General features: G+C 66.4%; 19 protein-coding genes. 8 read left to right on the top strand and 11 right to left on the bottom strand.

What is annotated here, in order from left to right; genetic code table 11:
• Positions 1-12: 12 nt before the first annotated feature.
• Entirely contained in the window at positions 13-3,402 is a 3,390-nt protein-coding gene (locus tag N7573_RS03190) for an autotransporter serine protease (RefSeq protein WP_279912452.1), read from the bottom strand.
• A gap of 188 nt (positions 3,403-3,590) precedes the next feature.
• Between N7573_RS03190 and N7573_RS22295 the strand changes: the two genes are divergently transcribed.
• Complete coding sequence (locus tag N7573_RS22295) at positions 3,591-3,791, top strand: hypothetical protein (protein ID WP_080355439.1); 201 nt, start codon at positions 3,591-3,593, stop codon at positions 3,789-3,791.
• A 124-nt stretch (positions 3,792-3,915) separates the two neighbouring features.
• Positions 3,916-4,266, top strand: coding sequence for a VOC family protein (locus tag N7573_RS03185; protein ID WP_049423747.1), 351 nt, complete (start codon positions 3,916-3,918; stop codon positions 4,264-4,266).
• Between the two features lie 15 nt (positions 4,267-4,281).
• Here the strand turns inward: N7573_RS03185 and N7573_RS03180 are convergent, their stop codons facing one another.
• The gene (locus N7573_RS03180) at positions 4,282-4,902 is read right to left on the bottom strand and encodes a TetR/AcrR family transcriptional regulator (RefSeq protein ID WP_279912451.1); all 621 of its coding nucleotides are present in this window, start codon (positions 4,900-4,902) and stop codon (positions 4,282-4,284) included.
• A gap of 126 nt (positions 4,903-5,028) precedes the next feature.
• Here N7573_RS03180 and N7573_RS03175 point away from each other — a divergent pair, with 126 nt between their 5' ends.
• On the top strand, positions 5,029-6,501 hold the full coding sequence (locus N7573_RS03175) for an MFS transporter (protein ID WP_107433278.1): 1,473 nt from the start codon (positions 5,029-5,031) through the stop codon (positions 6,499-6,501).
• Positions 6,502-6,511: 10 nt separating this feature from the next.
• On the opposite strand, the gene N7573_RS03170 is transcribed toward N7573_RS03175, so the two are convergent.
• The 3 genes from N7573_RS03170 to N7573_RS03160 all read right to left on the bottom strand — a co-directional run bounded on the left by N7573_RS03170 (position 6,512) and on the right by N7573_RS03160 (position 8,876).
• The gene (locus N7573_RS03170) at positions 6,512-6,817 is read right to left on the bottom strand and encodes a KGG domain-containing protein (RefSeq protein WP_279912450.1); all 306 of its coding nucleotides are present in this window, start codon (positions 6,815-6,817) and stop codon (positions 6,512-6,514) included.
• Positions 6,818-6,952: 135 nt separating this feature from the next.
• Positions 6,953-7,627, bottom strand: a complete 675-nt coding sequence (locus N7573_RS03165) for a CerR family C-terminal domain-containing protein (protein WP_049401068.1) — start codon at positions 7,625-7,627, stop codon at positions 6,953-6,955.
• Complete coding sequence (locus tag N7573_RS03160; protein WP_049423757.1) at positions 7,620-8,876, bottom strand: M24 family metallopeptidase; 1,257 nt, start codon at positions 8,874-8,876, stop codon at positions 7,620-7,622. The genes N7573_RS03165 and N7573_RS03160 overlap by 8 nt, the downstream gene beginning before the upstream one ends.
• Before the next feature lie 207 nt (positions 8,877-9,083).
• Here N7573_RS03160 and N7573_RS03155 point away from each other — a divergent pair, with 207 nt between their 5' ends.
• The gene (locus N7573_RS03155) at positions 9,084-10,568 is read left to right on the top strand and encodes a DUF4434 domain-containing protein (RefSeq protein ID WP_279912449.1); all 1,485 of its coding nucleotides are present in this window, start codon (positions 9,084-9,086) and stop codon (positions 10,566-10,568) included.
• 5 nt (positions 10,569-10,573) lie between these two features.
• Here N7573_RS03155 and N7573_RS03150 read toward each other — a convergent pair whose 3' ends face one another.
• Positions 10,574-11,038: a MarR family transcriptional regulator gene (locus N7573_RS03150; RefSeq protein ID WP_279912448.1), complete on the bottom strand. Its 465-nt coding sequence runs from the start codon at positions 11,036-11,038 to the stop codon at positions 10,574-10,576.
• Positions 11,039-11,088: 50 nt separating this feature from the next.
• On the opposite strand from N7573_RS03150, the gene N7573_RS03145 reads away from it, so the two are divergent.
• The 3 genes from N7573_RS03145 to N7573_RS03135 all read left to right on the top strand — a co-directional run bounded on the left by N7573_RS03145 (position 11,089) and on the right by N7573_RS03135 (position 15,734).
• Positions 11,089-12,000, top strand: coding sequence for a S41 family peptidase (locus N7573_RS03145; protein WP_032128585.1), 912 nt, complete (start codon positions 11,089-11,091; stop codon positions 11,998-12,000).
• 98 nt (positions 12,001-12,098) lie between these two features.
• Positions 12,099-12,992, top strand: coding sequence for an NAD(P)-dependent oxidoreductase (locus N7573_RS03140; protein ID WP_164080613.1), 894 nt, complete (start codon positions 12,099-12,101; stop codon positions 12,990-12,992).
• Between the two features lie 210 nt (positions 12,993-13,202).
• The gene (locus tag N7573_RS03135; RefSeq protein WP_134950801.1) at positions 13,203-15,734 is read left to right on the top strand and encodes a methyl-accepting chemotaxis protein; all 2,532 of its coding nucleotides are present in this window, start codon (positions 13,203-13,205) and stop codon (positions 15,732-15,734) included.
• Between the two features lie 95 nt (positions 15,735-15,829).
• Here the strand turns inward: N7573_RS03135 and N7573_RS03130 are convergent, their stop codons facing one another.
• Positions 15,830-16,216, bottom strand: a complete 387-nt coding sequence (locus N7573_RS03130; protein WP_049423770.1) for a DUF2628 domain-containing protein — start codon at positions 16,214-16,216, stop codon at positions 15,830-15,832.
• Positions 16,217-16,433: 217 nt separating this feature from the next.
• Here N7573_RS03130 and N7573_RS03125 point away from each other — a divergent pair, with 217 nt between their 5' ends.
• Complete coding sequence (locus tag N7573_RS03125; RefSeq protein WP_165929944.1) at positions 16,434-16,604, top strand: hypothetical protein; 171 nt, start codon at positions 16,434-16,436, stop codon at positions 16,602-16,604.
• A gap of 60 nt (positions 16,605-16,664) precedes the next feature.
• On the opposite strand, the gene N7573_RS03120 is transcribed toward N7573_RS03125, so the two are convergent.
• The 4 genes from N7573_RS03120 to N7573_RS03105 form a co-directional block, all read right to left on the bottom strand.
• Complete coding sequence (locus N7573_RS03120; protein WP_164080612.1) at positions 16,665-18,710, bottom strand: TonB-dependent receptor; 2,046 nt, start codon at positions 18,708-18,710, stop codon at positions 16,665-16,667.
• A 372-nt stretch (positions 18,711-19,082) separates the two neighbouring features.
• Positions 19,083-19,880 carry a hypothetical protein gene (locus tag N7573_RS03115; RefSeq protein ID WP_154263125.1) on the bottom strand — a complete coding sequence of 266 codons (798 nt, stop codon included), beginning with the start codon at positions 19,878-19,880 and terminating at the stop codon, positions 19,083-19,085.
• 10 nt (positions 19,881-19,890) lie between these two features.
• On the bottom strand, positions 19,891-21,858 hold the full coding sequence (locus N7573_RS03110; protein WP_154263126.1) for a hypothetical protein: 1,968 nt from the start codon (positions 21,856-21,858) through the stop codon (positions 19,891-19,893).
• 6 nt (positions 21,859-21,864) lie between these two features.
• A complete protein-coding gene (locus tag N7573_RS03105; RefSeq protein ID WP_154263128.1) occupies positions 21,865-22,056 on the bottom strand; it encodes a hypothetical protein in 192 nt (63 codons plus the stop codon).
• Between the last annotated feature and the right edge of the window lie 4 nt (positions 22,057-22,060).

Genomic DNA, 22,060 nt, shown 5'->3' with positions numbered 1-22,060 from the left:
GAGAGCACGTGTTTAGAAGCGCACAGACCAGCGTGCGGTGGCGCCATGGTCGCGGCTTTCACTGCCGAACTGGCCGCTGTAGCCCAGCTCCAGCTGCTGCCGCGGGGTCAGCCATGCCGACAGGCCCAGCTCGGCCACCACGGCGTTGTCGGCAATTGGTGCGCCCTCGACCGCGAAGGTGCTGCTGCTGTTGGCGAAAGCCAGGTTGGCCACCTGGCTGCGGTCGCCAGAGGCGCGGCGATAGCCCACGCCACCGCGCAGGTGCAGCCAGCTGTCCTGCTGGAACGAGGCCTTCAGGCCCTTGTCGAAGCGCAGGCCAGCGGTGGCGATGGTGGTGCCAGTGTCGTCCACCTTGCCGTGCAGTGCGGCCGCGCCGCCACGCTCGTTGATCTGCTTCAGGTCCACTTCCACGCGGGCGACCTGCAGGTACGGCTCCAGCCCGCCTTCCGCATTGCCGAAGCGGTAGCCCGCTTCGATGAAGGCCTGGCGCGTACGTGCGTTGTAGCGCGCGCTGAGGCTGTCGCTGAAGCCGGCGAAGGCAACATCACGCGTGCTCTTCACTTCGTTGCGGCTCCATGCCACGCCACCACGCAGGCCGAAGCCGCCCCAGGTGTGGCTGGCATAGGCGCCGAAGTGCGTGTTGTCGATCTTCGACTTGGCACGACGCTCCTGCTGCTTCACGTCGGTGCGGCCTGTACCGGCCAGCACGCCGATCTGCCAGCCACCGAACTCGCGGTCGATGCCGACCAGCAGGCCGTTGCTGTTGGCGTCGGTGCGCGCGGTGTTGCTGTTGCCATCCAGCTTGCTGTTGCCGCCCAGTGCCTGCACCCAGGCGCCGGTGGCATCACCCGCATCGGCACCGGGTGCGGTGGCACCGGCACGACGTGACAGTGCGGCATCGCGCACATAGCGGCTGCCCTCGACCAGGGCCAGCGCCGTGGCCGGATGCAGCTCGCCGCTGAGGCCATCGAGCACGCCACCCACCTGTTGCGGGAACAGTTGGGTCAGCGGCTTGGGCAGGCCCTGGTTGATCGCCAGTCCATCGGCCACCGCCGCGGCCGCACGCTGGTTCGGCGTGGTGGCGGCGCTGGCGAGCGAGGCACCCCGGGTCACGTCGATGCGGGTGCCATTGGCGCCGTAGGCCAGGCTGAACTGCAGGAACGGCGAGAACGCGCTGAAGTCGGTTTTCGCGAACTGGCCGCTGACACCGCCGTCGGCGCGGATGAAATTGAACTGCTCGCCGAGGTAGTAGGTACCCGGCTCCGGCAGTGCGACCAGGGTGCCGCCGAGAGTGGCGGTGCCGGTTACGTGCAACTGGTCACTGCGGCCGCCCGGGGCAAGTTCGGCGGCATAGACGCCGGTTGCACCCTGCACGTAGTTGCCGTTGATGGTCAGCGTGCCGATCGAATTGCCGGGCGCGATGATGCCGTCCACACGGGTGTTGCCCAGCGTGCCGATGCCCTTCAGCAGGCCGTTGGCACCGACCGTGGTGGTGCCGCCGGTCTGCGTGCCGTTGAAGGACACCACGCCACCGTTGACCGTCAGGTTGCTGTCCTTCAGCAGGCCGCTGCTGCTGACCGTGCTCACGCCTCCGGTGGTGTTCAGGGCGGTGGAGACCAGCGAACCGTTGAGCAGGAACTGGCCACCCTGGACCTCGACCGCTGACGTGAGTGTGTTGGTGCCGTTCAATTCCAGCGTGCCGTCCTGCAGCACTGCGCCGTTGAAGGTGTTGCCACCACTCAGGCGCAGCCAGCCGATGCCGGACTTGGTCAGCTTGCCGGGGCCGCCGATGTCGTTGGTCCAGTCATCCCAGGCATCGCCTTCCCACACCTTCAGGCCACCGGCCTTCTGGTTCATCACCACGTTGGTGTCCACGCGCAGCGAGCCGTAGCCTTCGATGGCCTTGCGCAGGTCCATCAGGCCCCAGCCATAGATCTCATCGATGCCTGGTGCGCCGATATCACGCGCGGTGGTCAGCAGGACGTCACGGACCTGCGCGCTGTCCAGGTAGGGGAAGCGCTCGAACAGAAGACCGAGCGCGCCGGTGACATGCGGGGCGGCCATCGAGGTGCCGCTGAGCAATCCATAGTTGTAGGTCGGCACACGCTGGGTGACATCGAGGGAGAGGTTGCCGTTGGCATCCACACCCAGCGACGCGGCCAGGGTGGAATCATCGCCGTAGACCGTGGAGTTGATGTTCGAACCGGGGGCCGCCAGACACCAGTTGGCGCTGAGGGCGCACTTGTTGGAGGTTCGGCTGAGCGTGAAGTCCTGACCAACATTGACCACGCTGAGCCAGTACTTTTCGATATCGGCAAAGGCGCGCGGCAGGGTGGCGTACATGCCTGCGATCGGGCTGGCCGACACGGGCGCAGTGACTGCTCGGGCAGGCGAGTTTCCTGCGGCCCAGACTTGGATCATGCCATTGGCGCGCGAACCGTCGGCATAGGTGGCGAGATAGGCGCGATCATCCGGATCGTTGTAGATCTGGTCCATCAGTACCGCATTGGGCTCTTTGCTCAGGCCCCAGCTGTGGTTGATCGCGCGCACACCTTGGGCATTCATCTGCGCGTACATGTCGACCACGGCGGACGGATCGGGACCGACGCTGCCCAGCGAAACTACGGAATAGCTGGTCCCCACGGGCTGCCACTCTCTGGCGCTGTTGAAGAACAGGCGAGCGACGCTGAGATCGGCACCGAACGCCACGCCGTGCATGCCATTGCCATCGCGGTTGGCGGCGATGGTGCCGGCCACGTGGGTGCCATGCACCTCGAACTCGAGGCCGGGCTGCACGTAGTTGCCGGCCCGGATCAGGTCGCGGATGTTCTGCGGGACGTTGGCGTTGAAACCGACGTAGCTCACCTGCACGTCGTCACCATCGGAGGAGAAGCAGGCGCCGGATCCGGTGAGCTGGCTGGTGTTGGTGCAGCGGGTGCCATCGGCAAGCAAATCAGCGATATGGATGCTGCGGTGGTTCTTGCCGGCGAACTCCGGATGGTCCAGGCCAGTGCCGCTGTCGAACACACCGAGGCGGATTCCGGTGCCGGTCAGGCCGCGCGCGTAGGCGTGGTCCGCGTTGGTTGCCGCCAGGCCCCAGTCGGCGTTGAATTCATCGCTGCGCCAGCTGGCCGCATCGCCGGAGTTGCCGAGGATCGAGGTGCTGCTGGTTGCGGCGGACGACAACGGCGCCGACAGGTTCGCGGTGCTGGCCGTGCTGGCCAGGCTGGGGGGTTGCGCCCAGGCGGCCTGCAACTGGCGCTGTTGCTGCCAGGTGTCGAGTGATTCGCTGGCGATGGCGGGCGTAGCAGCCAGCAGCAGGGAACTGGCTACAGCCAGTGCGAGGCGGCTATGCATCGGAGAACGGGAGTGGGACGAACGGCCGTGCAGCGGGTGATTCATCGGACAACTTCCTTGGATGACGGACTACAAAGCCGTTAACGCCAAGGCACGGCGATACCCCCCAGCTATGTGGCAGGAATTTTATGAACACGTTAATTGGGCGTGACGCTGGCGTTCACTCCATCTCCCGGAGGCCTCGCTACCGTGGCCCGGCCTGGGCTCACCAGGCTTATCAAGGAGTGATGTCGATGCGTACTTTCAGGAAAATGATCGCGGGTGCGGTGTTCGCCTTGGCCTGCAGCGGTTCGGTTGCTGTGGCTGGGCCGATTCCGCCATGTGATCTTCCCTGTTGGAAGGCTTACCAGGCGTGTCTGTCCGGTGGCGGTGATGCGATGGAATGCCAGTACGAATACGATCGTTGCGTCATGGATCGCTGCGGCGCTGTGTAAGCAGTGGCAATGCAGGACTGATGACGAGCCCCGTCCCTGACGGGGCTCTTCTGTTTCAGCGCCGCCCGCTTGCAGGCCATGCACGCAGCGGCGAGGATGGGGAATCGCATCGGAGCCGCCGCACATGGCCGTCAAACGTGTCGTCGCCAACATCGCCACGCCTGACCCTGCGCGTGCTGCAGCGTTTTATGGCGAGCTGCTGGGCATGCCGGTGGTGATGGACCACGGCTGGATCGTCACCCATGGCGGCGAGGGCAGCGCGCTGGCGCAGGTCAGCTTTGCCACTGAAGGGGGATCCGGCACGGCGGTGCCGGATCTGTCGATAGAAGTCGACAATCTGCAACAGGTACTGGAGCGCATGCGCGCGGCCGGCATCCCGCTGGAATATGGCCCCGCCGATGAGCCCTGGGGTGTGCGCCGCTTCTTCGTCCGTGACCCGTTCGGGCGGCTGTTGAACATCCTCGCCCACATCTGAGCAGCAGAAAGCCCGTCAGCGACGTTTGGCACCGGTTGGTGGCACGCCGACCATGCGCAGGCAATCATCCACCACGGCGGCGATGAAGGCATCGGCATCCTGTGCGGGTATGGCGATCAGGTCGTCGGTGGCGCCGTGCACGCCGGCATAGATCAACGAGGCGGTGACTTTGGGCGCTGGAAGCTGCCACAGAGCTGCGGCATTGCCTGCTTCGAGGATGCCCAGCAGTTGCTGCTGGATCGCATTGCGTTCGGCGTTGCCACGCTGGTGGTGATGATGGTTGGCGTACACCACGTCGTGCAGTGCATGGGTGCGCACATAAAGTTCGATGTTGGCGCGGATCCAGGCGCGCAGGCGTGCTACGCCATCGCTGGCCGGGTAGCGCTGCACGGCGTGGTCGACGTCTTCCATGAAACGCTGGGTATAGCGCTGCGCCAGCGCCTGCAGAATCTCGGTGCGCGAGGCGAAGTAGGTATAGAAGGTGCCCTTGGCAACGTCCGCTGCGGCGACGATGTCGCTGATGGTTGTGGCATCCACTCCCTTTGACAGGAACAGCGCCTGCGCGGCGTCCATCAGTTCTTCCTGGCGGGTTTCCGCAGGTTTGGTGCGAGGCCTGGCGACAGCTGGGGTCTGCATGTGGGAGGGATCCGGGTGCGACGGGACCCATTCTAGCTGGCCTGTGGCACCGACTGACCGTCAGTCATTGACTGACGGTCAGTCAGTGGCTACGATGCGTACACATCCTTCCCCCGGGAACCGTACATGCGACGTTTCCAGCGGCCGGCCCTGTTGCTGGCGGCCTACCTCGGCACATTCCTCGCCTCGCTGGACATCAGCATCGTCAACGTCGCCCTGCCGACCCTGCAGCAGGCGTTGAATACCGACATGGCCGGCCTGCAGTGGGTGATCAATGCGTATGCAATCGCGCTGTCGGCGTTGATGCTGTCGGCGGGGCCGCTTGGGGACCGTTACGGTCATCGGCGGATGTGGCTGCTCAGCGTCGCCACCTTCACGCTGGGGTCGCTGCTGTGCGCCTGTGCCGGCAATCTTGCGACCCTGGTAGCCGGGCGTGCAGTGCAGGGCATCGCGGGCGCCTTGTTGATTCCCGCCGCAATGCCGATCCTCAGCCACGCGTTTCCCGATGCGCGCCAACGTGCACGTGCGATCGGTGGCTGGTCGGCGTTCAGTGCGCTGGCCCTGGTGCTTGGCCCGCTGCTGGGCGGCGTACTGGTACAGCGCGTCGGATGGCCCAGCATCTTCCTGATCAACCTGCCGTTGGGCCTGCTCGCGCTGGCGCTGGGCGCCTGGGGAATTCCGGAGCGGCGGCATCCGCAGCACGCTGCGCTGGACCCTGCCGGGCAGCTGCTCAGCGTCGTCGCGCTGGGTACGCTGAGCTATGGCCTGATCGCGATCGGCGCGCATGGCCTGCTGGCCCCGGTGACGCTGCTGGCGCTGGGCGTGGCAGCTGCCGGGTTGATCCTGTTCGGCATCGTCGAACGCCGGGTGGCACGCCCATTGCTGCCGCTGGACCTGTTTGCCGACCGCCGCTTCGGCATGTTCAACCTGGCCTCGTTCGTGCTGGGCTTCACTGCCTATGCCAGCCTGTTCTTCCTGTCGCTGTTCTTCCAGCAGGCACAGGGGCATAACGCTGCGCTGGCAGGCTCCCAGTTGGCCCCGCAGTTCCTGTTGATGGGTGCCGTGTCGCTGTTGTTCGGGCGTCTGGTCGCCCACCTCGGGCTGCACGCCGCGCTGGTGCTGGGCTATTCCCTGGCCGGGGCGGCGCTGTGCGCGATGGCCACGTTCGAACCGGCTACTTCGCACGCCTATTCCAGTGCTGTGCTGGTGCTGCTTGGCATTGGAATGGGGCTGGCAGTGCCGGCGACCGGCATGGCGGTCATGGCCAGCGCGCCGGTCGAGCGCGCGGGTATTGCCTCAGCCACGATGAACGCGTTACGTCAGGCAGGCATGAGCCTGGGCATCGCGCTGCTGGGCAGCCTGATGGGCCAGCGCGCCGTGCAGCAGTTCGCCGCGTCCGCGCAGGCGGCCGGGCAGCGGGAGCTGGCGGCACAGGCGCGCGAACTGATTCTGCAACCGGGCTCGATGCACGCCACGCCACAGATGCTGACGTGGTATCGCAGTGCGATGGCCAGTGGTTTCGGATGGGCGATGGCTGTGGCCGGTGCGCTGGCCCTGCTTGCGGCGCTCGGGCTGTATCGGCAGCGCGCACCGGCCTGACGCGCTGCATTCAGCCCTGCTGGCGTTGCGGACCCGCTGCCGTGCGTTCGATCTCCTGAGGCTGTTGTTGCTGCTGGCGCGCATTGGCGTGGCGAGCGTGTCCACCTTCACGACCGATCTCGGCCATGTGATGGCGGTTGCGGCTGATCGCCTCGCCGCCTTTGCGGCCTGCGACACGTGCCTCGGCCGGACTGAATTCATGCGCGTTGCCGGAGGCATGTGCGGCGCGCCCGCCCTTGGCAGCGATCGCGCGCTGCTTTTCCTGGTCCATTGATGCGAAACCCCGGTTGGAGCTGCGCGGGTTCTGCTCAGTCATGTGAAATCTCCTGCGGTGTGGGCGTCGCCTTCGTAGACGACGGCATCCATGCTTGGCCATCGCACGCTAAGTCCAGGTCGCCATCTTCGCCCCGGTTTTCACGCGCCCTGCGCACGGGGCTGATCAGGCAGCCATTCAGGCGGGCGCTGCCTTCGCTGCCGCCAGTGCCATGCCACTGACCACCGACCCGATCGTCTCTACGTCTGCCAAGGGAGCTCCCTGGTTCAGTCGCGCCTGCAGAGCTCCGTGGGAGACGGCGAAGACGATCGCTTGGCCGAGCAGGGCGTGGGTACGCAGCACCGTCTCGGCGCTGGATGGTTCGCTGCCGCGCAGGCACGCTACGCACGCGGCCAACGTGGAGTGCAGGGGTTCGAACAGCGTACGGTGGGCACTGGCGAACGCCGCCGTCGGTTGGATCTGTTCGCGCGCCAACAGCAGCGTGCGTGGACCTGCATCCGGCGCCGAAAGCAAGGCATGGACGAATGCCCGCATCAACTGCTGCAGCTGCTGCGCGGCCTGCCGCGCGCCGTTGGGTGGCGTTGCCGGCAGCGGCAATCGCTCGGCAATGGCTTGAGCGCAGCGCTGCAGTACGGCGGCATACAGTTCCTGCTTGCCACCGAAGTGATAGGGAATGGCTGACTGGCTGCAGCCGGCCATGTCCACCAGCTGGCGGGTACGCACACCCTCCACGCCGAACGCGCTGAACAGCTGCAGCCCCGCGTGCAGCAGTCGGGCTCGGGTCTGCCCGCTGCGCGTCTCGGCCGCGCGCCGCCGTGCCGGTGTCTGCAGATGGGCGATGAACTCAGGCATCGGCCTGCATCAGCCGTGTCGAGTTTTCATTGAGCGCGGTACCCGCGTCCGCGCCGACGATGACCGTACCGCCGATGTTGGCCATGTGCCGGCCGAATGCACAGTTCGGTTCGAAGGCGAAGCACATGCCGGCCTGGAGGGGCAGTTCGCGCCCGACAGTCGGCAGCGGCGCGATGTGCGCATAGCGCGCGGCCTCCGGCAGCGCTTCGATGCCCGGTGCACGGCCAAAGCCAATCGGTCCATAGGGGTTGAGGCTGTGGACCAGCGGGTGCACGTGCCAGCCGCCCGCCTCCAGCAGGGGCGCTTCCATCGCGTCGACGACATCGCCGAAGGTATTGCCCACGCGCAGTGCGGACAGGCCTGCTTCGTAGCTGCTGCGGGCGACGGCAGCGGCGCGATGGATGTCGTCGTGCACCTCGCCAATGGCAACCGCGGCCTGATGCTGGGTTTCCATCAGCCCGTACAGTGCGAAGATCTCCGACAGCACCAGGTCACCATCGCGCAGAATGCGCGGCGGCTGCGCACGATACTGCCAGGCGGGTGGTCCCCAGCCCACATACTCGGGACCCGAGCCGAGCAACACCTCGGCGGTATAGCCCCCCAGCGAGAAACAGGCGGCGGTCACTGCGGCAACCAGTTCGGCTTCCGAAACACCGGGGCGAGCAGTGGCACGCAGCGCCTCGCTCATGGATTCACCGATCCAGGCGGCATGCGCAATCAGCGCCAGTTCCTCCTGGCTCTTTACCGAGGCGCGCTGGAAGAACGCACGATATACCGGTACGAATTCCGCGTTCGGCACCGCCGCCTGCATGCCCTGCAGGGTGCGCGCGGGCATCGCGCCGTCGAAGTAGAACGGTGGATAGGGCTCCAGCCCCAGCACGCCGATACGTGCCGTGTGCAGGCCACATTGCTGCAGCCAGCGGCCAACCTCCAGACCGGATTTTCCAACCCACAGCTGTTCGGGTGCGATCCACTGCAGGTCGCCGCGCAGGCAGGCCTGCAGGTGGTCGGCAATCATCAGCGAGGCAAAGGTGAACACCCGTGGCGGCTGGTCGCCGACGAACACCACGATCGAGCCGGGCCGGTCATTGGTGAAGTAGCAGTCCGGCGAGAACCCGGCCGGTGCGGCGGCTTCCCGGTCGCCATGCACAACCAGGGCATCGAGGCGTTCACTGGCCATGAGGTCGCGGGCCAGGGCCCAGCGGCGGTCGCGTTCCATCAGGCTGAGCGGTGCGGGCGGCGTGCGCATGAGGAGTATTCCAGGGGAAGGAGCGCGCAGGCTCGATCACGCAGTTGAATGAATCAACCGCTTGAATCGGCATTGCACGTGCGCTGCTGCGGGGGCAGCTGAAGTCGGCGATTGCGCAGCGTTGTCGATGATCGTGATGGGGCCACCGTCGCTGTTGATAGGATGCGCAACAACGCCACTCGCCTGGCCACGACAGGGACGTAGAACATGAACAGGATTGGATTGATCGCAGTGCTGGCCTGTACCGCCCCCGTCCATGCGGCCAGCCCCCTGTTGTCCGGCAGCTTTGTCCACGTCGGCTATTCGGCTACCGACGAACAACTACCGGCTGCGCAGTTGCCGCTGTTCCTGGATGAGCTGCAGGACCTGGGCAACGACACGATCATCCTCGGTCAGGTGCGTGCCACCCGTGCCGGCGTCGGCTGCGCCAGCGGCGTGCAGGATTTCGAATGGATTGCCGGCTTTCCCGGCAAGCTCGGCACCGTGCTCGATGCGGCGGCCGCGCGCGGCATGAAGGTCGTGGTCGGCACCACCTACAGCTCGGGGCAGTGCGCCACCTTCTGGCAGGGGCAGAACGCAACGGCCGTGGCACAGGATGCGGCGCAGTCGCTGGCCCAGCTGGGCCAACAGTACGGATCGCATCCGGCGTTCGCTGGCTGGTACATCACCGACGAGCCAGCACAGGTGCCGGCTTATCGCGCGCCGTTCTACCGTGCGATCGTGACGGCGCTCAAAGGCAGTACACCCTCGCGGCCGGTGATGGTGGCCCCCTACCTGGCGTCATCCAGCGTGGATCCGGCCAGCGTGGGCCGGGCTGCTGCACAGTTCCGTACGGCCACCGGCGTGGATGTGCAGATCTGGCAGGACGGAATCGGCGCCGCCTCGCATGCACGCCTGTTCCAGTGGGATCGCCCGGGTCATTCGACCGAGGCGTATTACGAGGCGCTGTCGGTGGCGCTGGGGGCCAGCGGCCTGTGGGCCGACATCGAACTGTTCAACCATGGCAGTCCTTTATTCCTGGAAACCGGCAACGGATTGTCCGGTGCCTATCGCTCCGCGTCGGTGCAGCGCATCAACCAGCAGTTGTGGAGCGCGCGTTCGGCCGGCAAGCGCGTTGCCTGGCTCAACCAGTACCACATGTCCGAGGTGGTCGGCCCCGGCCAGGGCTATGCCGAATCTCCGCGGTTGATGAACACCTATCGCGGGCTGTATGGGCTCGGCGCGTCCTACCTCGTCGATCCGGTGCAGACCACGTACAGCTACAGCGTGGCACCGGATGCGAACTATCCGGACAGCAGTGGCCACGAGCTGTTCGATCGTCGGGTGGGGGATCCGCGCAACCCGATGGATGCAGGCTGGGTAGGCGTGCATGGCAACGCCAGCATGACCATCGACCTGGGCCAGCGCCGGCGGGTGGACTGGATCGGCCTGCATACGATGACCCGCCCGGCGTGGGGCATCGTCACGCCGACAGCTGTGGAGGTGATGTGTGCCGAGCCGGGCGCCGCTGCGGTGAAGATCGGTGTGCTGTCGGCGCCATTCACCCAGGCCGGACTGAGCGGTTCGACCGAAGAGGAATACGTGCTGGGCAACGCCGCGCCGCTGGCCGCGCAGTGCCGCACGCTGGAGCTGCGGTTGGCCAATGGCAGCTGGACGTTCCTCAGCGAAATCGAGATGGCGGCCGAGCAGTAAGCGCCTCAGCGTTGGGGCGTGCCGCGCAGTCGCTGCGCGAACGGCCGCTGTTCAAGTGCCTGCAGTGCGTCGCGCAGCACCTGCTCCAATGACTGTCCAAGATCGGCATCGAGGCTGCGCGCCGCGCGTGCCGTGGCCTGCCACTGCGCCTGCAGCGCCGGCAACGCCTGCAGCGCGCGCGGGCTCAGCTGCAGGATGCGCTCGCGGCTGTCTTCACCGACCGCAGCGTGCAGCCAGCCGTCGCGCACCATTGCTGAAACCGTCTGGCTGAGCGCCGAATGGCTGAGCCCGCAGGCCAGTGCGAGATCCTTGATGCGGCAGGGTCCCTGCGCCATCAGCGTGCGCAGCACCGGGGTGTAGCGCGGCCGGTAGTCCAGTTTCAGGTCGCGGTAGGCCTGCTCGACCGCCGGGTCCAGCTGGTCGAGCAGGGCCCGCAGCAGTGTTCCCAGGGGGGCATGTTGGAGATCCATGGTGGCGATGATATATAAGCACTTACATATCATCAACATGGGGTGCGGTCATGGCGGTTTCGTGGATCCTGGGCGCGCTGCTGGCGGCGTCCTGCCCGGCCCAGGACGCGGTGCTGCAGGCGGCGGCCACGGCGATACAGGCGCAGTACCTGGACGTGGCCGAAGGCGCGCACATTGCCGAGGCCGTGCGCGGCTGGTCCACCCAGCAGCGCTATGTGGACAGCTGCGCGGACCCCAAGGCGTTCAGCGCACGCTTGAACCAGGATCTGGACGTGTTCGATGGCCACTTCCATGTCGAGCGGGTGGATGCCCGCGCCGGCCAGGATGACTGGCTGATGGCCTGGCGCGCGGATGCGCGCAGCAATGGTGCGGGCGTGCGCGAGGTGCGGGTGCTGGAAGGCAACATCGGTTACCTGCGCCTGAGCACCTTCTATCCGCTCGATCTGGCCCGGCCGAAGCTGGCTGCTGCCTTCACCCTGCTGGCCGACACCGATGGCCTGGTGCTGGACCTGCGCCAGAACGGTGGTGGCGATGACGGCAGTGCGGACCTGCTGGTGCGGACCCTGCTGGCGGCGGAGATCACCCAGGTGCAGTCACTGCAACGCCGTGGCCAGCGCAGTCCGGTACCGTTGCCACCGGCGAGCCTGGGGCTGTACCTGAAGCCGCTGGTGGTGCTGATCGACCGCCGCACCGGGTCGGCCGCCGAATTCGTCGCGTACTCGCTGCAGGCGCAGGGGCGGGCACGTGTCGTTGGTAGTCGAAGTGGCGGTGCGGCACATATGTTCGATGATCCTGTGCTGCTGCCGGATGGCTATCAGATCAGCATTCCCGACCGGCAGCCGATCAACCTCCGTACCGGAACCAACTGGGAACGCACCGGCGTCACGCCTGATGCAGCAGGCGGTGACGATCCGCTGTTCGTCGCCCGGCAGCTGCTCGCCCGATCGGCATCGCCAGAATGAACGCACAATTGCAACCGCGCCCTATCGCAGACGACATGCAGCGTGCCTAGAATCGATGCATCCCGGTAGTTCCCGGGCGCTTCGAGTGAATGGACTCAATGAAGATTCTGTTGACCGGCAGTTCCGGGCGGATCGGGCGTGCGATCTTCGGCGCGCTGGCGGCGGCCCACGAAGTGGTGGGGCTGGATCGCAGCCCATTCGCCACCACCCGCATCATTGCCGATGTCACCGATCGTCAGGCCGTGATCCGGGCAGTGCAGGGCGTCGACGCGGTGATCCATACCGCCGCCCTGCACGCACCCCATGTCGGCCTGGTGCCGGATGCGGTATTCCAGCAGATCAATGTGGAGGCGACTGCACACCTGTTGCAGGCTGCCCGCGAGGCCGGTGCACGCCGCTTCGTGCTGACCAGCACCACGGCGCTGTATGGCCATGCGGTGGTGGCGGGCGGTTGTCGCTGGATCGATGAAGATACCGAGCCGCTGCCACGCACCATCTACCATCGCAGCAAGCTGCAGGCCGAGGCGTTGGCTGAAGCCGCTGCGGCGCCGGGCTTCAGCGTGCGCGTGCTGCGCATGGCCCGCTGTTTCCCCGAGCCACCGGAGCGGATGGCGATGTTCCGCCTGCACCGCGGTATCGACGCGCGCGACGTGGCCAGCGCACATGCCGCGCTGCTGCACGATGAGGGCGCTGCCTTCGCACGCTACATTGCCTGCGCACCGACGCCGTTCCTGCGTGAGGATTGCCTGGAACTGGCGACCCAGCCCCGCAGGGTGCTGGCCCGCCGCGCCCCGCAGTTGCTGGCCGAGTTCGAGCGCCGTGGCTGGCCGCTGCCGCTGAGCATTGACCGCGTCTACGACAGTGCACTGATGCGCAGCACACTGGGCTGGCAGCCGCGCTTCGGCCCGGACGACGTGCTGCAGCAGTACGCGGTTGGCAGCATCGAGGTGCTGCCGCGGGCGGAATGGATCAAGGACCGCGTGGCCGAATAGGGCGGCAGCGGGGCGGGTTCCTGACCCGACCCTGAGCAGGTTCAGGAATGTGCAGATGGACCGCCTCAACCTCGTTCGCAGGCGGCCGCTAACCCGGTGCGCTTCCAGCGCCGGGCGTGTCCCGGCGGCCGGTGGCCTGCGCGACGGATCGCGCACCTGCGCGGTGCCCTCGCGGTGCCGGTCGTCCTGAACTGCCTTGCGGATCCTTCCATGCCTTCTCCCCGCTCCGCCGCTGCCCGCCGCCCGGGCAGCATCGCCCACAAGCTGATGCTGGGCACCGCTGCGATCGCGCTGCTGTGCTTCGGCCTGACTGCGTTCCTGATCTACCGCCAGGCCAGCGCCAGCCTGATCGACGCCTCGCGCCAGACCATGGCCAGCGAAGCCACCGCCGAAGCCCGCCAGGTCGCGGCCGATCTGGGCACCGCCTTTGCCAGCAACGACGCCATGGTCGAGGCCGTGCTCGCCCAGCGCGCGCGCGGCGATGTTCCGGACCGTGCCAGCCTGGCTGCCGTGCTGGGCGAGCAGCTGCGCACCCACCCCGAGTGGCTGGGCAAGAGCACCATGTGGGAGGCCGACGCCTTCGATGGCAAGGATGCCGAGTTCGTCAACACCGAAGCGCACGATGCCACCGGTCGTTACATGAGCTACTGGGCCTGGCACGACGGCAAGCCGCAGCAGTCGACGATGACCGACTACACCGAGACGGCCAGTGGCTCCGGTGACTGGTACATGGTGCCCAGCCGCGACAAGCTGGCGAAGGTAAGCGAGCCCTACGCCTACGACATCGGTGGCCAGCAGGTGCTGATGAGCACGCTGAGCACGCCGATCATCGAAAACGGCCGGTTCCTCGGTGTATTCACTGTGGACTTCTCGCTGGCGGCGCTGCAGAAGCACCTGGCCACGCTCAAGCCGATGGGCGCCGGGCGCGTCGAACTGCTCTCGCCCAATGGCGTGGTGCTGGCCTCGGCCAATGCCGCCGAAATCGGCAAGCCACGTGGCGACGCATTGACCCGCAGCATGCTGGCAGACATCGCCGCCGACCGCCGGTTCGAAGCCTTCACTCCGGATGCCGCCGGCAACGTGCGCGTATACGTGCCGCTGCGTGTGGGCGATGCGCCGCAGCGCTTTGCACTGGGTGTGGTGATGCCGCACGCGGTGATCGTGGCCGAGGCGCGCCAGCTGCTGTGGCTGACCCTGCTGGTTGGTGTGGTGGCCGCGCTGACGCTGAGTGCCGGTGTCTATGTGCTGCTGCGCCGGTTGGCGATCCGCCCACTGGCCGAAGCCGTGCGCGTGGCCGGCGATGTCGCCGCGGGCAAGCTGGACAGCACCCTGCCGGCACGCAGCAACGACGAAGTAGGCCGCCTGCTGGACGCGATGCAGGGCATGCGGGGGCAGCTGCAGTCGGTGATGGCGGCGCAGGCGGAAATGGCGCGTCGCCATGACGCCGGTGAAATCAGCTACCGCATGGACGCCACGGCGTTCCCGGGTGAGTACGGCCGGATGGTGGCTGACAGCAACCAGCTGGTGGCCTCCAGCAACGCCGTCACCCAGCGCTTGGTCGACGTGATGCAGCGCTATGCGGTGGGTGACCTGAGCGTGGACATGGAAGCGCTGCCGGGCGAGAAGGCGGTGTTCACCGCTGCAATGGCCACCACCAAGAGCAACCTGGCGGCGATCAACGATCAGATCCAGCAGCTGGCCGCCGCCGCAGCGGCCGGCGATTTCGCGGTGCGCGGCGACACGCTGCGCTTCGACCACGACTTCCGCCGCATGGTGGAAACCCTCAACACCATGATGCAGGTCAGCGACCACAACCTGGCCGAGCTGTCGACGCTGCTGCGCGCGATTGCCGCAGGCGACCTCAGCGCGCGCATGCAGGGCGACTTCCACGGCGTGTTCGCGGTGATGCGCGACGATGCCAACAGCACCGTGCAGCAGCTGACCCAGATCGTTGGCCAGATCCAGCAGTCGGCGGCCAGCATCCGCCTGGCGGCGGGTGAGATTGCCGCCGGCAACAGTGACCTGTCGCGCCGCACTGAGCAGCAGGCGGCGAACCTGGAAGAGACCGCGGCCTCGATGGAAGAGCTGACCTCCACGGTGCGCCAGAATGCCGACCACGCGCTGCAGGCCAACACCCTGGCCGGCTCCGCAGCGGGCGTGGCCAGCGAAGGCGGGCAGGTGGTCAGCCAGGTGGTGCAGACCATGGAACAGATCGAGGCCTCCTCGCAGCGCATTGCCGAGATCATTTCGGTAATCGATGGCATCGCGTTCCAGACCAACATCCTGGCGTTGAACGCGGCGGTGGAAGCGGCGCGTGCCGGCGAACAGGGCCGCGGATTCGCCGTGGTCGCCAGCGAAGTGCGTGCGCTGGCCCAGCGCTCGGCAGGCGCGGCCAAGGAGATCAAGGAGCTGATCGACGCCTCGGTGGCGCAGGTCGGTGCCGGTGCGCAGCTGGTGCACGGCGCGGGCCGCACCATGCAGGAAATCGTCGGCCAGGTCGGCCGAGTGAACGAGATCATGGCCGAGATCTCGGCAGCCTCGCGCGAGCAGTCGGCGGGCATCGAGCAGGTCAACCAGACCGTGGTGCAGATGGACGAGACCACCCAGCAGAACGCCGCACTGGTGGAAGAGGCCAGTGCCGCCGCGCGTGCGATGGAAGAACAGGCCGAGCAGCTGGCGGTGGCGGTCTCGCGCTTCCGCCTGCAGGCCGAGCCGGTGGCTACGGTCCGCCGCGCGGCCTGATCCTGTTGCGCGCACATGAAGACGCCCGGCCAAGGCCGGGCGTCTTCATGTCTGCTTGATGCTATGCCAGGCCGGAGTGCGGCGGCAGCATCGCGTCAGAACATGCCTTCGAAGGGATTCCAGCTGGCTTTGCCCTTCACCTGCTCCAGGTAGTAGCTGTAGTTGGTGCTGGCGGCAACCAGGAAGTTCATGGCGATGAACAGCGGGCGCGCGATGATGTCCGGCAGGAACAGGGACACGATGCCCAGCACGAGGCCGATGCCGATCACCACCAGCGCCTTGCGCCACATGCCCAGAATGAACAGGTAGATGAAGCCGAAGAAGAAGGCGAAGAAGTTGATGTTGATCTTGAGGCGGTCGCCGAAGGACAGCGCCTTCCAGGCTTCCTTGAAGCGCGGCTCCTTCGGAGCGCCGTGCTGCTGGAAGAAATTGAAGCGGAACTGCCACTTCGGGCTGAAGCGGGAGAGGTCGACGGTGTTCATTGACGATTACGTCCTTGTAGGAAAACGGTTACATGATACGAGGCCGACGGTTCAGGAAACTACCCTCAACCGTCAAAAATGTGACGCGCCCGGCATGTGCAGGCCTGCGGCGGGGCGCCGCACCGTCACCCATCCGCCTTGTTTTTAGGATAGGGTGCGCAGTTCCGCTGCCGCCCCAGCTGAACCCGGGCGGCGGCGGGATGTCCATGGAGGTTGCATGACCACACCTGCTATACCGGAAAACGCACCGGGACCGGTGCTCCTGCCGACACCTGAAGTGGTGCAGGCACAACAACTGCTCGCACGCCAGCAACTGGCGGTAGCGATGGACCGTGCACGCACGGCCGCTACGCAGAACGCGGCCGCGGCCGCGCTGGAAAGCGAGTAATCCGCAACACCGCCGATCGCGCTGGCGTGCTGCCAGCGCGATCGCGGCGCGCGCCGCCGGTCAGAACCGCGCGGTCATGCTCATGAAGTAGCTGCGCCCGGCCACGAAGTAGTCGGTGGAGCCTTCCGCATACAGCTTCTTGTCGGCCAGGTTGCTGACGCCGCCGCGCAGGGTCAGTACCTCGTTGACGTTCCAGGCTGCGGTCAGGTCATACAGGGTGTAGGCCTTGAGGAAGGTCGTGGCGGTACCGGTCTGCTTGCCGGTGTACTGCGCCGACAGGCTGCTGGAAAACACCGTGTTGGGCGTCCAGTCCAGCGACGAATAGCCGGAAAACTCCGGCGTATCGATCAGGTTCCTGCCGGTGGTCAGGTTCTTGGCTTCCTTCATCCAGGTGGCCGAGGTGCGCCAGCGCCACTGCTCGCCGAAGCGGACATTGAAGTTGCCTTCCATGCCACTGGTGCGCGCGCGCTGCACGTTGCTCATGCGCGTCCACCAGATGCCGTTGAACTTGCCCAGGGGCGCGTACTCGATCTTGTTCTTGAAGTCGGTATGGAAGTAGGTCAGGCCGGCATCGAACAGGTCATTGTCGAAGCTGATGCCGATCTCTCGGTTGGTGCTGGTTTCAGGGTCCAGGTCCGGGTTGCCGGCCATGTAGCAGCCACCGCGGGTATAGCCCAGCGGGATCAGCGAGGTGCAGCCGCGGCCGCCGGACTGGGTGGCCGCGCTGGGCGAGTTCTCGGTCAGGCTGGGCGCGCGGAAGCCCTTGGAAACACCACCACGTATCGTCCACTGTTCGGCCGGGTGCCAGACCAGGTACGCACGCGGGCTGACGTGGCTGCCGAACTTCTCATGATGATCCAGGCGTGCGCCCAGGGTCAGCGCCAGCGTGCGGTGCAGCTTCAGTTCGTCCTCGACAAACAATGCCCAGGTATCCACTTCCAGGTTGGAGCCGCTGACGGCATTGCCGGCATAGTCGATCGGCGCGCGGCCGATGGTATCGGTATTGGTCAGTTCCTGGCGCTTCCACTGGCCACCGACGGCGAACTGGTGTTCAACGCCCAGCGTGAACGGCGTGGTCAGGCTGCCTTCGATGATGGTATCGGTGGCCTCGGAGCGGCCGGTGGCACCGATGTCGTTCTTGTACTCGGTCCAGTACGCGCTGAGCTTCGAGTTGCCGAAGCTCCACTTGCCATCGTGGTTGAGTGCCAGCGAGCTGCGCTTGAGTTCGCTGGCACCCCAGGCGCCTTCGTCCTGCTTTTCCAGCGACGCGTCGATGAAGGCCTGCTGCACGCCGTGGCCGGCTTCCAGCGACAGTTCCTGCGCATCGCTGAGCTTCCACTGCAGCAGCGCGTCGACATTGCGGTCCTTCTCGCCGGCGTAGGCATTGCCATAGACACCACCGTTGGAGCGGTCCGAGTCGCGGCGCATGCTGTTGGCACCGATGCGCAGGCCGAAGCGCTCGCCGAGCGGGCCGGAGAACGTCGCACCGATCTGCTGGGTATCACCGCGCTTGCCATCACCCGGGCGGGTATAGCTGTGGGTGGCGCTGCCGTTCCAGTCATCACCGATGCGCTTGGTGATGATGTTGATCACGCCGCCCATGGCGTCGGAGCCGTACAGCGACGACATTGGTCCGCGCACCACCTCGATGCGTTCGATCTGGTCGGGCGAGATCCAGTTCAGATCCTGGCGGCCGAGGTCGGGCCGGTAGTTGGTCGAGGCCGAGCTGCCCATGCGCTTGCCGTCCACCAGCACCAGCGTGTAATTGGACGGCATGCCACGCAGCTTGATCTTGGACTGCTCGCCGACCGCGCTGAGGCCACCGGTCACGCCCGGCACGCGGCTGAGCAGGGTGGCCAGGTCGTGCACCGGCTGGCGCTCGATGTCCTCGCGGCTGATCACGCTGATGCTGGCCGGTGCATCCTTGATCCACTGCTGGTTGCCCGAGGCGGTGACCACCACGGTATCCAGATCCTTGGTGGAGGCATCGGCGCTGGCCTCTGCGGCGGCCAGGCCGGGCAGGGCCAGCAGGCAGGCGGTGGCCAGAGCGCAGGCCAGGCGGGTGCGCGGCAGGCGCGCGGAAGGGGTACGGAACGACAGGGACATGACGGCTTCCATCGGAGGAGGGGGACCCGGTGGAAGCAGCAGGCGCACGCAGACAGCAGGCAGCCCCCTTCCATGGGTCGTTGGGCGCTGGGTTGGAACCGGCGCAGCTGGGTGGGTCTCGGCCGTGCGGAAGACGGTGACCTGCCTGGTTAATGAAATGATAACCGTTCGCGTTTGTTACGATCCAGTACCTGGGGCGACCAAGTGACATCCGTTCCCCTGTAAGCGGACAGTCACTCTGCGAAATCGGGACACGGGGTTTGCAGAATCCCCAGCTCTGGCCAGTCAGGGCTGAATCGACCTTGTGAGCCCCCTTTGCCTGACCGTTCGATAGCCCCTCAAACGGGGTTAGAACCCCGCCTCAAGCGGGGCTCAAATCGGGGGGAGCTCATCGGCGACCCAACCGCCGCTGCGGAACTGGTTGCCGCCAGCGTGCCCAGCGGACCCGGCCACCACCGTGCCATACAGTGCCGTCCGATGGAGCTCCTCCGTGTCCAGGGCGCCATCCCTTCCCCAGCGCGGCACCAGTGACATCCGCGCGCCACCTGCAGCCGCCATAGCCAGTCGCTCCCAGTCCATCCCGCCCCCCAGGCCGCCCTGGCGGGCGACCTGCAGACGGTCGGTCTGAGGGGTAAAGCGGAGGCGCCGGTAGGTGCGCCGAGCCACCACGTTGACGCCTGCGCCCAAGGTGCGCTCCACAATGCTTGGGTCGATGCGCTCAGTCTCTGAGCCGGGCTCAATGGGTAGGTCTACCGCCTGGTGGGCAAACAGCTCGCCCACGTCAAGGCCCGCCACCCCAATCTCGACCTGGATACCTACCAGGGCCACGGTGCCCGCTGGAAGCACCCACCAGGCCGCCCGGCTTCCATCCACCAGCTCGACTACCTTTTGTGTGATCGAGGCCCCACCGAGGGCCTGGCCATAGGTGGCATCGCCAGCCTTGCGCCCCGTGAGCTTGAGGGAGGTGCCAACCGGGCAGGACAAACCGAGCATGCCAACGACACGGACGCCAGCGGCGGCTGGCCAGGTCAACCGCAGTCGGACGGCCGACGCACCGCCGCTGAGTCGAGTGATGCTGGTGGGCCGCCCATCGACCAGGGCGGCGATGTTTGCGGCAGTGGCGCCGTCAGCGGCAGCGGTAACACTCGCAGGGGAGAATCCGATAAGCATGTGGCAGTCCTTATGCGCCCCAGAATTTCAGGGTCTGTTCGCCAGTGATGGGGTTGCTGGTCACCGCCGTGACGATCACCTTTCGACCGGCTGCGAGGCCATAGCGTGGGTAGCGGATGCGCCCGACCTGGCCCGGTCGCAGCTGCAGGTCAGGCCGCGCGGTCATTCGGCCGGCGTAGAAGTTGCGGGGCACTGCGTAGAGCTTCACGACACGATCAATCTCTGCCTGAGCGTCAGCGCGGCTATCGAAGCAAGACTCCACCGCTGGCGCAGCCTCCGCGTGCTGGTAGCAGGCAGGCAGATCCCCGGTGGCGTAGACCTGGCCACGGTGGCTGGCGGACAGTTCCTTGCGGATGCTGGGCGGCACCTGGTCCAGGCCGGTGGCCATATCGCCGTCTGCCAGGACTACCGCGTTGGGCCGATAGCCCATGCGTCGGGTAAGGCCTGGGGCCAGATCCGGCAGCACAACCAGCGGAGCGGCGAGCTCGACCAGGTCGAGCTCAAATGCCAGGTTCGCATCGGCAACGCTCTCAGGGTCGATCAATCGCGCCAGGCGCAGCACGCCATCCCCGTCCTGCCACCAGTCGGCGCAGTAGCTGCCCAGGATCGCAGCCAAGGCCTCGCGCGGCGTGCTGTTTCCGTCCGCAAAGTAGCCCACCCCGGCATAGCCCGTAGCCTGGTCGATGGCGAGCGCGTCGGCGCTCTGCCACGCGGCTTTCCCAATACGGCCGAACACGTCTGAAAGCGCCTGTTGAAGCGTTGCCGGCCGGTCCGCGCCGATGGTCGAAACGTCAGCCGTCAGCGGCCCGAGAGGCGGTGACTGCAGGGAGAGCTGCTGTCCACCAGCAACCAGGCTGTACGCGGTGCCGGCTACCAGTTCTACTGCGCGGTCACGGACATTCATCACTGATTGCAGGCGCGAATCGCAGATCCACTGCAGCGAACCATCACTGTTTACCGCCGTGGTCGGTACGCTTCGCACCAGCCCGATCACCACGGGCTGGGGCTGCCAGGCAATGCTCTCGCCGTGGGTCGGGAGAAATACGGCCCTGCTCAGCGGCCCATCCAGGTCACTGTGCGCGTCCTTGAACGTCAGGCGCTTGTAGCTGTCGTCTTCGACCTCGATTCGATCCAGAACATACCGGGCGACCGGCACCGCACCGGCCATCGACTGTCCTTGCTCGACCTGGCGCACCGTGACTGGCACGTCACGAATAGCGGACAGCGCAGCGGCATCCAGCATCCCTGCGGCGTCCTGTACGCGGACCTGGGCGCTGCCGGCACGCGACTCGTTCCCCCACATCCAGAACGAAACTGCGCTGATCGTGCTCAGGCCCTCGGTAGCTATGACTCCAGCAAATGCGGTGTTCGCTGGCGAGTCGCTGGCCGCGCTCATGTAGTCCTCACTTGCGACGCGGATCGCGGGGATCGCATCGGCAGCCTGCGCCCATCCCGCCAGTGCGGCCGGACTGAGCCCTTGCCACTGGCCAGCGTTCACGATACAGCGCAGGCCGCGCGCTTTCGTAGCGGCGATGGACACGGCGAAGTAGTACGGGCCACCCGCTGAGACATCAACGCTGGCCACCTGCTGGCCATCACGATAGAACTGAGCCTGCGCGGGTGTGCCAGGCAGCACGCGCACGCCCAGCGCTTCTCCCTTGGCGGGAATTGGCAGGCCGCTGGCAATCACCGTGCCGTTGCGAACCACTTGGCCGGTGTGCAGCTTCCAACCCACCCCGTTGGATGCGCCCAGTTCGGATGACAACGGCGCTGCGGCATTGCAGAGGCCGATGATCGCAGTGAGAGGATCATCACCCCACAGCATGAACTCAGCGCCGGCAGGACCGGTAAGCGGAAAGGTGCTCCTGGCGATGCGAGCAAGAACAACGGCCCCCGGTGAGGCTACGGTCAATCCGCCATCCTCTACCAGTAGACCAGCACCGAGCGGAGACGCCGCCCAACGGCCAAAGGTACGCACGACTGGTCAACCCTCCTGGGTGATTTCAGTTGCCTCAAAGCGGTAGACAGCACCAACCTTCAGCGCGGCGGCGTCGGCCGTATCGACCGTGAGATTGATCTGGGGCATATTCGGCTGACTGACTGGACGGAACTGCAGAGTCACGCCGGGCTGGTCAGCAGACTCGGTGCGAAGGTACAGGCGAGCATCAAAGCGCATGGGT

It is taken from the genome of Stenotrophomonas sp. GD04054 (assembly GCF_029836955.1).
Classification (GTDB): domain Bacteria; phylum Pseudomonadota; class Gammaproteobacteria; order Xanthomonadales; family Xanthomonadaceae; genus Stenotrophomonas; species Stenotrophomonas maltophilia_A.
The sequence above is the reverse complement of the archived record's forward strand: the minus strand, read 5'-3'. Positions and strand labels throughout refer to the sequence as shown.